Source organism: Methanobrevibacter sp., from assembly GCF_036307625.1.
Taxonomy (GTDB): domain Archaea; phylum Methanobacteriota; class Methanobacteria; order Methanobacteriales; family Methanobacteriaceae; genus Methanocatella.
This window is the reverse complement of the sequence record NZ_JAXJXF010000155.1, coordinates 1-10911: the sequence shown is the minus strand read 5'-3', so window position 1 is coordinate 10911 and position 10911 is coordinate 1. Positions and strand designations below refer to the sequence as shown.

General features: G+C 29.8%; 11 protein-coding genes. 2 read left to right on the top strand and 9 right to left on the bottom strand.

From position 1 onward, the window contains the following. The 3 genes from UIB65_RS09895 to UIB65_RS09885 all read right to left on the bottom strand — a co-directional run. Nucleotides 1–994 (bottom strand): DEAD/DEAH box helicase family protein (locus tag UIB65_RS09895; RefSeq protein ID WP_330041338.1); only part of this gene is annotated, 994 nt, incomplete at its 3' end. Further along, the gene (locus UIB65_RS09890; protein ID WP_292883566.1) at nucleotides 987–1130 is read right to left on the bottom strand and encodes a hypothetical protein; all 144 of its coding nucleotides are present in this window, start codon (nucleotides 1128–1130) and stop codon (nucleotides 987–989) included. The genes UIB65_RS09895 and UIB65_RS09890, both read right to left, overlap by 8 nt. A gap of 1 nt (nucleotide 1131) precedes the next feature. Continuing rightward, a complete protein-coding gene (locus UIB65_RS09885; RefSeq protein WP_330041335.1) occupies nucleotides 1132–1524 on the bottom strand; it encodes a (deoxy)nucleoside triphosphate pyrophosphohydrolase in 393 nt (130 codons plus the stop codon). Between the two features lie 149 nt (nucleotides 1525–1673). Between UIB65_RS09885 and UIB65_RS09880 the strand changes: the two genes are divergently transcribed. Continuing rightward, complete coding sequence (locus tag UIB65_RS09880; protein ID WP_330041333.1) at nucleotides 1674–2372, top strand: hypothetical protein; 699 nt, start codon at nucleotides 1674–1676, stop codon at nucleotides 2370–2372. A 29-nt stretch (nucleotides 2373–2401) separates the two neighbouring features. On the opposite strand, the gene UIB65_RS09875 is transcribed toward UIB65_RS09880, so the two are convergent. From UIB65_RS09875 to UIB65_RS09855, 5 genes are all read right to left on the bottom strand, one after another. Further along, nucleotides 2402–3250 carry a hypothetical protein gene (locus tag UIB65_RS09875; RefSeq protein WP_330041331.1) on the bottom strand — a complete coding sequence of 283 codons (849 nt, stop codon included), beginning with the start codon at nucleotides 3248–3250 and terminating at the stop codon, nucleotides 2402–2404. Between the two features lie 264 nt (nucleotides 3251–3514). Beyond that, on the bottom strand, nucleotides 3515–4231 hold the full coding sequence (locus tag UIB65_RS09870; protein ID WP_330041329.1) for a hypothetical protein: 717 nt from the start codon (nucleotides 4229–4231) through the stop codon (nucleotides 3515–3517). A 12-nt stretch (nucleotides 4232–4243) separates the two neighbouring features. Then, complete coding sequence (locus UIB65_RS09865; protein ID WP_330041327.1) at nucleotides 4244–6223, bottom strand: AAA family ATPase; 1980 nt, start codon at nucleotides 6221–6223, stop codon at nucleotides 4244–4246. A 9-nt stretch (nucleotides 6224–6232) separates the two neighbouring features. After that, nucleotides 6233–6415, bottom strand: coding sequence for a hypothetical protein (locus tag UIB65_RS09860; protein WP_330041325.1), 183 nt, complete (start codon nucleotides 6413–6415; stop codon nucleotides 6233–6235). Continuing rightward, nucleotides 6412–8529, bottom strand: coding sequence for a DEAD/DEAH box helicase family protein (locus tag UIB65_RS09855; protein WP_330041323.1), 2118 nt, complete (start codon nucleotides 8527–8529; stop codon nucleotides 6412–6414). The genes UIB65_RS09860 and UIB65_RS09855 overlap by 4 nt, the downstream gene beginning before the upstream one ends. 570 nt (nucleotides 8530–9099) lie before the next feature. Between UIB65_RS09855 and UIB65_RS09850 the strand changes: the two genes are divergently transcribed. Then, entirely contained in the window at nucleotides 9100–10419 is a 1320-nt protein-coding gene (locus tag UIB65_RS09850) for a cobalamin-dependent protein (protein ID WP_330041321.1), read from the top strand. A 5-nt stretch (nucleotides 10420–10424) separates the two neighbouring features. On the opposite strand, the gene UIB65_RS09845 is transcribed toward UIB65_RS09850, so the two are convergent. Then, on the bottom strand, nucleotides 10425–10911 hold a 487-nt coding region (locus UIB65_RS09845), incomplete at its 5' end, for a hypothetical protein (RefSeq protein ID WP_330041319.1).

Sequence of the window (10911 nt, the reverse complement as noted above, 5' to 3'; positions counted from 1 at the left end):
CAAAATGGTCAGGTTCAAAGTGAGTGTAGACGTCATCCTTGGACATTGTCTGTATTGTAGAGAAAAGATAATCCTTGTCAAAATCCTTTGAGTTTCCGCTTAAAAGGCCGAAGCGGTCATGGTCTTTGAAAACATTCCTGTAGGCGTTGATTGACTGCTTTGCAATCTGTTCTCGGTGAACCAGAAAGAGAAATCTTTTGGGTTTGAAATCGTTGACAGCAAAGGCAGAGGCATAGGTTTTACCCGTACCTGTAGCGGACACCAGTATTGCCCTGTTTTCACCATGACGAATGAGATTTCTGATATTTTCCAGAAACTGCTCCTGCATGTAGTTTGGAGTTAAAGTGATGTTGCTTTCCTTGATTTTGCGGGTGATTTTTTTCAAATCAGAGAATTTCCTGCTGTCATCGTAAATCTTTTCATATTCGGGAAGCACATCATCAAGATTTTCAGCCTCATCCCAGAGAGTGTTGAATTCATTTTTCAGATCACTCAGCATCTCCCCTTCGCCGAGTGATGTGAATTCTACGTTCCACTCCTTGTTGATGGAAAGCGCATTCATGGTGAGATTGGAGCTTCCGACAATTCCCCTGTAGACATTGTCCTTTTTGAAGAGATACCCTTTGGTGTGAAAGCCTTCCTTTTCCTGGAGATAAAGCTTGACTTCAATGTTTTTAAAGCCCTGAAGCTTTCTTAATGCCTTGGGTTCTGTGAAGTTCAGATAATCAGTTGTAAGGATTTTTCCCTTTATGCCGTTTCTTTCAAGGTATAGAAACTCTTCAAGAAGAGGGGTGATTCCTCCCATGGTGATGAATGCCGAAGAGAATATGAACTCGTCGCAGCCTCTCAGCTCATCCCTTATGGAGTTTATGACCTTGGAATTTCTGTCGTTGTATAACAGTTTCGGTTTAAAGTCAGAGCTGGAGCTGATGTGTTCGTCAATGAATGCGGTTTTCGCCCCGTTAATGATGTCGTCGGTGTTTAGGTTATTCATTTTCAAGATGTTCGATTAGTTGGTTGATTTTATCAAGCTGCATCTGGAATTCCTCTTCTCTCGGAGTTCCTTTGACCTTTTCCAGTTTGCCTTCAAGTTCAGCCTTTTTGTCCTTTGCCATTTGTAATCTGTCCATGCTAATCCTCCATGGTTTTTTTAAGATAATCCACAGCCTCGATGTCGGCCGGAATCCAGTTAACGTCATCAAGTTCGTCTTTTGAAAGCCACCTTGCATCGTTGTGCTCCAATAGCTTTGGAGTTCCTTCGATTATTGTTGCCTCAAAGCAGCTCATCTTGAGATAAAATGTAGGATATTGGTATTCAAGATTCAATGCGAATTTTGTGGGCTTTATTGTGCAGTCAAGCTCTTCTTTTATTTCTCTAATTAGTGCCTGCTTCTCGGTTTCGTTGGGTTCTATTTTTCCGCCCGGAAACTCCCACATGTCAATGAATTCGCCATATCCTCTTTTTGTAGCCAAAATCTTGTTGTCCTTTTTGATAATGGCCGCTACAACATTTAAAGTTTTCATGATACTCTGGTTAAATATTTGGCAGCTTACGTTATAAAGTTTCAGGAAAAAATGTTTGATTAAACAATTTCCATTATTTGATTTAAATAAAATATGCCTATAAACATATAACCATAAAAACATTCTGTGTAATGTAATGATGTGATGATATGGGATTTTTTAGGAAAACACCAGAAGAAAAGGAAGCAAAAAGAAAGAAAAACTTCGAAAAATACGAAAGGAAACTCACAGACCTTTTGAAAAATACCAAGGAGAAAAACCCCAACATATCCAGAGTCATATTCTCCGTCGAGATTGACATGGCGGTCCATAAAGCAAAAACTCTGGAGGAATACAAAAGATGCTCTCCCCTTTTAAGGGAATGGCTCGAATTCGTGGTCAGGACATATAAAATAGACCAGTCAGAACTCAGCATCATGGAATGCGTTAAAATGGGCGTAAGCGATACCAGCATCACTTTGACCAATTGGAACACGCTTGAAAGGAACGTGATTGATGCCATTTACGGAACTGCAGTTGCCGAAGATTACAAAGGCGTTGTGGAGCTTGTCGATGAATTTTTTACCATAAGGCCAAAGATAATTAACATGCGGATAAACAGAAGCTATGCAGGTGAAAAGCTAGTGTACAACAAGGAAAAGATATTCGTGACATTGGCTCTTTATAGTGGGTTTGCAAAATACAAGCTGGGAGACTATGACGGAGCACTGGAAGTCTTCAATGCATTTAAGGGCTATACAGTTCCATTGAAAATCGAGGAAGGAGATTATGCTGGCGAGGTCTTTGGTGAATATGACAATGAAATTAGGTCTTCTACTATGATTGAGAAAATAGAATCAATGAAATGATGAGTTAGGTCGAATAAAGAATAGATTACCTAACTCCATAATTTAACATAAATTGTCTTATTCGCTTTTAAAACTAAACCGAGATCAATTAACTGATTTAAATTTTCCAATACCTTCTCTTTTAAATCCTCACCCCTAGTTTGATAAGATAAAATACGTTTTTGTTTTAATAACATTTCTAAAGTGAATTTATCATCAATAATATCATCAATTGAATCAAAAACCAATTTTTGCCAACCCTTAACATTAACAATTATTTCATCAAATTCTTCTTCAGATAATTTATCCAATTTACTGATATCCACATTATCAATTTCTTTATTAACTCTAGAATTAACGTTAGTTTTGGAATCTTCAATTTCATCTTTTTGATTTGATTGATATTCATCAAAATCAATTTTATCGCCTATTATCAATTCCATCAAAATTATTTCCAAACGTTTAGGATTATTAGATGATACCTCCTTAATTATATCATCATACCCCATATACATCTCAATTTTGACTGATTTAAATCCAATCCCCGCAATTCTGAATTCATAAAATTTACGACCCAAATAAAGATCAACGAATTCATTTTTTAATTTTGTTTTTTTAGCTAAAGCCAACTCTCGCAATTCATTAGCAGTACCAATAACTTCTGAACCAGCAATTGTTTGTTTTATCTCATATTCAAACCCATCTTTATTTCCTTCATTAACAGCTTTCATTATTTCAGAATAGTAGAAAAATTTTTCTATTTTAATTGATCTAGAGCCCACACCAGATATTTTGAATTTATAAACAAAATCTTTAACAGGAATATTGAAAAATTTATTTTTTAAATTTCTTTTATTCACCATTGCAATTTCTTTTAATCCTTCAGCATTATAAGACATATTCACACCAACCTTTTATAAAAACTATTTCCACAATATTTAATCTAGATAAATTGAAAATAATGCCCACAAAGTAGATTTACAAGAGCCACTACTTCCAAAAAGAAAAATAAAGTAATTAGAATTGATAGACAAGAAATAACTTTTTATAACTTCAAGATCAAAAAATAACCCCCCTCCAATAAGATATTCCTAAAAGAACTGTAGTTATTAGAAGAAAAGTCTAAATTAGAAATTATAAAACATCAACATCAACTAAATTAATTATTCCCCCAACACATCATCCTGAATACCCTGAAACTCAAATTCATCTATTAATAACTTTTCCATTCTCTTTAAAAAGTTATGTTCATTCTCAAAGTATAATTTTTCTAATATTTGAATTCCAACAATTGCATATTTTTCAGCAATATCAAACATTTTATTATTACTTAATAAAACTTCCATGTATTCTTCTTCATAAACTGCAACAGATTTAATAATATACCACGCATTATCCGGAAAACTTCCTACCCTTACAAATCCATCCCTAGCTGTAGAAACAACACCTTTAAGGCCATGTTTTCCTTTTTTATTATATCCCAACATCATAGCAATTAAAAATAAGTCAATATTAGAAACACCTTTCAAATCACCTTCACTTTTCTTAATTGACTCATAAATTTCACGATCTTGCTTCCTTATATAAATCCTATCTTTAATAACTTCATCATCAGTGATTTTAATAACATAATCTTCATTCTTAATAGTCCAATAAACCTTATCATAATTTGAAATTAGTTCTTGTGCTATAACTTTATCACTAATTTTAGTGGGATTATCTAAACACCATCGCTCCCCACCACAACAATATTGTATTTTAATATCTTGAATACGGGATTCATTTTTAAAATCATCATTTTCTTCATCAAATTCAGAAAATGTTACCTCAAACCTACCATTAAATTCACCATCAGCTGTGATAATTTGAAATAATTTCATTATAACCACCACTTATTCATTTAATATTATTTTAGATTCTGTACCAATATCAGTTTCATTAACTTCAATCATATACTCTTTTCCAACATTATCAATTATTCCTTCTCTAAAAGAATCAGTATATTCTTCCCCAGTTACTAAAAGAGCAACCTGATTTCCTTTAACATATTCCGGCAATGTTTTTGAAATATTTGTTTTCATTTCTTGGTCTAATCTACCCATAGGAGTATCAATAATAAAAGGCAATTCAAAACCAGAAATGGTATTCAAAGCAGCTACAAATGATAATGCTAAAACTAACTTTTCACCTGCGGATAAAATTCCTGGAGTGACAGTTTCACCAGTAACATCCTTAAGAAGAACATTGTAAGATTTAGTTATAGAAATACTTTTAAAATTATCCTTCCACATCAATTTTTTAAATTGTTCTTCAGTGGCTTTTTGAACTTTATTCCTAATACTATTTGTTAAATCATTTTTGAGAGTTTCAAGAATATCAATTGCAGATTCACAGAAAGAATTGTATTTTTTAAGTGAAATTATTTGTTTATCTTTAACTCTTCTTCCACGTTCTTCACGTTCGATTTTATCCAATTCATCTACAGCATCACGATAATCTCTTTCTGCATTAACCCTTTTTTCAATTTGTTCATCTCTTTTTTTATTGAAATCCTTAATATCTTGCTCTAATTTTCTAATCAATGGATGATTAATCTGATTATATTGCAATTCTTTCTCCTCAATCTGAGATTGGATCTCAGACAAATCGTGTTTATCTTTACGAATTTGATCATTGAAATCATCTCTTACCTCATTGAACTTTTGAACAGAAATCATCGTATCTTTCAAATCCCTTAAAGTTACATTAACTTCTTCAGAAACATCAGTTAATTCTGAAGTATTATTTTTAAGGTTTACAATTTTGCTACGTGCATCAATATCCTGTGACAAATCACACCCACAAATACATTCATTTTTATCTAAAATTGAATCTAAAAATCCTTTTTTATATTGTGGAGGGATAAAACCCGCTTCTTCCAAATCTTCGCCTAACTCACAAGAATATTTCATTGCAGAATAACTTAATAATAATGGGAAGGAATTAATAAGATATTCATTTTTCTTATTTTTACCCTTATTAATTGAATTATCCAAATTAGCCTCCCTATTCTTTAACCTAGATAAATCTCTTTCTAATGTTTTCGCATCAGTATGATCAACTTGTTCCTTTTCTTTGTGAAGGGCTTTTAATTTTCCATCAATAATTTCCAATTCTGCAATAGCATCATTTTTATCCTTTGAAGCCTTTCTTTTTTTAGATTCAAACTCATTTTTAGAACCAACAACTTCACTTTCATCTTTATTTAATTTTCTAATCTGATTATAATAATCCAATTTTCTAGTAGATAACCTACTTGATACTAAATCAAGTAAATTCAATTGAGATAATTCTGAAACAGATTTACTAATTGAAGAACCTGAATTTTCTTCAAAATAATCTTCTAATTTTTCACCATCAAAGAAGAAATAACCTTCAATATCTTTTGGCATGTTTTTTTCAATAAATATATATGGATTGGATAAAGGTTTATCATTCACCCCATCAGAGTAAAAAACATCAAATTTTGATCCAAATGGATCTTCAACAAAAACATTATTCTTATCAGTATAACATTTTAAACTTCTACGAAAAATGACTCTGTTTTCATACTCATCCAACATAGATAACTCTACTTTTACATAAAATTCATCATTAGGCCCCATTTTATTTTTTGTAATTAAATTATAAATTGGACCTCCTGAAACTTTATCTGGTTTATGCAATTCATCATCATATAAGCACCATGTAATTGCATTTAATAAATTAGTTTTACCTGCACCATTAGTTCCTCGAATTATAGTAAAATTTTTATTTTTATCCAAACTAAATTTTAAATCAATAGGTCCTTTATATTGTCTAAAATTTTCAATTTTAATTGATTCAATAATCATATTCCATCCTCATTTAGAAAATTTTGTTATGAAATTTTTATATTCCTTCCCAATAGCTTGTTTACTATCATTTGAATCACCATCATGTAAACTAAGCTCATAATTTAGTGCTTCTTCCAAGAACAATTTCATATTATTATCACAGTCCAATTTACGAATTTCTTTAACAATTTCCCTATTCAATTCCGTCATTTTAAAACAACCCTAAAATATTCATCAAGTAACTTATAACATTCATCATAATTAACAGCATCATTTGCAAATTCCCTATATCTCCTAGACTCCTTTTCCATGATTTTTAACTCCAAACTCTTTTGATCTTTATTTAATTGCCTAAGATGTTTTTCAGACAAAGAAACAATCATATCATAAATAATAGCTAAATTTTTATTCGGATGGCGTCTTAAAATTCTTCCTCTTCTCTGAATATATTCTCTAGGATTTGAAGTACTAGCCATAATGATAGCTGTTTCAGCAGAAGGTACATCAACACCTTCATCCAAACATTTCATTGCTACTAATGCATGAATATCACCATTAGAAAAATGATTTAGTAAATTCAATCTTTCTTCAATATTCTCTTCACCAGTAAATTTATGTTTAATAATTTCTTCATCGTTTAAAATAGCATTAATTTTATTTAATTGATTTGAATCATGACAATAAACTAATAAATTACGAATATTATTATTAGTATTACATTTTAACTCTGAAATAAGAGATTTGAAGTGCACATATTTATTAGAAGCTAAATTAAGAATATTTTGACGTTTACGCAAATTATTTTTAATATCAATCTTAATTTTTGATTTATTTTTAGCATATTTACTTTTCAATTTAGCATATAATTGGGCAATAATTTCTGTATAATAACGATAATCTTCAAATTCTTCATCCGTTAATTCAACAAAAATTGGATGATACTCATAAGGAGTTAAAAAAGTTTCACCAGTATCCGGATTATTTTTTATTAATGCATCGGACAATGTAAATCTATATACAACATCTCCAAAAAAATTATTAATAAATTCATTACCTTCATCATCAAACCATCGTTCAGGTGTTGCACTTAAACCCAATTTAAAATCATACAATTTATTATCCAAAGCCAATCGTTGGTTTGAACTACCAATTCCATGAACTTCATCCACAATTATCAATGAATCGGCACTGCAATCTGATATAAAATTCTTAAAATACTCTTTAGACAAAGTTTTGTGCGTTGTTAAAATTACAATATTATTAAGTTCACCAATACTTAAATCCAATAATTGGTCTGGTAAATTTTTTTTCCAAGAAGAATTACTAGAATATGCTTTAATAATTAAATCAACATTAAATTTCAAAACATCTTTTTCCCATTGATCCACTAAATGAGAAGTAGGAGTTGCAATAACAATTAACAATGGATCATGTTTTTCTGAATATTCCTCCAATAATTTATTTGCACAACCCAATGCCGTGAATGTTTTACCAGTTCCAGTAGCCATCTCAAAAATTCCAGATTTATTAGAATTAAACCAATTATCAATTGCTTCTATTTGATAATCTCTTAATTTAAACAAATTAGAATTTTCATTTTCTGAAATATTCCCAATATCATCTTCAAAAACATTATTAATAATAAGCTCATTTAAATGACTTGGGGCCAATTCAATTAATTCTTTATTAATTGCTTCAGGAAGATCAATAATATCAGATTTTTTCGTTAAATTATTCCAATACTGATAAAAATTTTCTAAATCTTCATTAAAATATTCATCTTGTCCAGAAACCCAACTTTTAAATACTTTAAACTCTTCAACATTATATTTCCAACCATGTGCAGTTTCATTATCAGAACCACTAAAAGAAACCATATCCCCATAAGAATCAATCAATATCCCTATTTTTGAATGAAAAATACCTCGTTCATCATTTGGAATAGCAATTTTGATTTCAAGATTACCATTAGCTAACATAAAACCTAATGCCGCCAAATTATCTTTAATAAAAGTATTTGAAATATTTTTTAAGTCGAATAAGAATCTTTCTTCGATTAATTCTATAGGACTTGAATAAAATTCTTTAATTTTAACTAAATCATCATGTGATAAAATTGCACTGCAAATCAGCATCATTTTACCATCATTTTTTATAAAATTTTCAAGTCCTCTCGCAGATATTGCTAAAGAAGTGGATGAAAAGAAACCAGACATCCTCAAGTATTTTATAGAATTAGACAAAACAGGAATATAAAATTCATTAAGAACATCAATATCATCAGAATCATATTTAATTTTGATATCCAAATCCTTAAAACTCAAATTCAACCACCAAGATAAATTATTACAAGATTATACACATGATTATAACTTATTTATATATATTTAAATATTAAAATATATATCTTACTAAAAAATTCTTAATTAACCCAATAATAATGTTATACACAATATCTACCCAAATGTAGCATTAATATAGAAGAAATAAAGAAATAAAAACTTTTAAAAAGTTTTTAAAAACCTGAAAACAGAAGATCAGATCCCAAATAGATCAAAAAAAACATGATCATAACGATCTTAAAAAATATAAAAAACACACCAACATAAATATTAATCCAAAAATAAAACAAGACAATAACACAAAATAATAGACTAATTTTAGTGATCTTAAAAAATAAATGAAATTTGAAATATTAAATAAATTATTTTATCAAAAATTATATGACTCCTAATTTATTATACAAAACAAAAGAGAAAATAAACATATATTAAAATTGATTCAATTAAAAAAATTGATCCCATTTTAAACTGTTTCTAAAATAATAAGCAAACATTTAAAATGTTTAAAAAAATTAAATTAATAATAAATTTAATAATTAATAGGCGAAATTCATGAACTTTAGCGATTGGATAAAAAATGACATAAAAAACGTTTTGCTTGTAGAGCCCAACTTCCCCATTCCAAATAAAAGCAGAAATCATTCAAATTTTTTACCAATTGGCCTTTTAAAGATAGCTGCATACCTCAAAAGTAAGAATATTAATGTTAAGCTAATACGTTTTGAAGAACAAAAAAACAATGATTATGGCCAAACAACATTCGACATACCAATAAAAGATGAATTCACACCAGATTTAATTTGTGTCACCTCAATATTCACATATTGGGCAGAACATGTCAAAAATGCAGTTTTATTTTATAAAAATAAATTCAAAGGAGTTCCAATACTAGTAGGAGGTGTTTATGCATCATTAATGCCAGAACATTGCAAAAAATACACAGGATGCACTGATGTTATCCAAGGCCCCATATCCGAAGCAGAAAATATAATACCTGATTATAGCCTTGTTGATGTTGATTATCAAATAATACATACAAGTAGAGGATGCATACGAAAATGCGGATTTTGTGGGACATACATTATAGAACCTGACTGGGTTTGTAAAAAATCGATTAAAGATGAAATTATCAAGAAAAAATTAATATTTTATGATAACAATTTATTAGCCAACCAATATATTGAAGACATTCTCAAAGAATTAATTGATTTGAAAAAAGAGAAAAAAATAAGTTACTTAGAGTCACAATCAGGATTTGATGGGCGAATACTAAGAAAGAAACCTTATTTAGCAAAAATGTTAAAAGATGCTGGATTTAAAAATCCGAAAATAGCCTGGGATTATGGAATAGTTCAGGCTCCGAAAATTAAAGAACAGATTGATTTATTAATTGATGCTGGTTTTACAGCTAAAGAAATATCAATATTCATGATATATAATTATGAACCAAATTATGAAGAAATGGAAGAAAAAAGAGTTAAATGTGCAGAATGGGGAGTTCAAATAACTGACTGTCGTTATAGGCCTTTAAATGCGACATTTGATAATTATAGTTCATACAAACGAAAACAAGGCCCTGAAGATTATTATATTCATAAAGAGTGTGGTTGGACAGATCAAAAAATTAGAAAGTTTAGAAGAAACATAAGACGACATAACATTTGTATGAGACATGAAGTTGATTATCACTCCACAATACTTGAAAGAAAGCAAGTTCCTCAAGAAGAAGCTAAAAAATATCGTGAAATGAATTATGAAGAAGTAAAAAAATATTTACCAGATGCATGGAGTCCGTCATTATACCATGATGCGTCAGAACAAGATTATTTTAAAGTGAATAAAAAGAATGTTAAAAAAGTAAAAAAAGAATAAAACAACTAACTAAACTTAATTGTCTTACCCATATCATATACTAAATCATAATCAGTACCAATAACCATGACTGTCTTATTTCCCTGATTAAATCCTGCCAACGCCATATTTGTTGAGGATTTTTTAATCGGCTTTAGGAATTTCAAATCTCCATCCTGAGTTTCATAACATGAATCCAAATCAGGATTCAAATTTTGAAACATCATCTGATATAACATGTCAACCGAATCCTCAGAAAATATCGGAACACTAGAATAAAGAATCATAATCTGATTCTGATTATCCACATATGAATCAAGACTCATATTTTTATTAAAGAAACCATCCGTACCACTCATATTCTGTTTTTGAGCTACAAAATGAGAACCTTTTGGAACTTTTATAGAAAAATCGTCACCAAACTTCTTTGAATCCAATTTTGCTGCAGACACGGCTCCAAGACATAATATAAATACAATGACTCCAATTAAAATAATTTTTTTATTCATACTT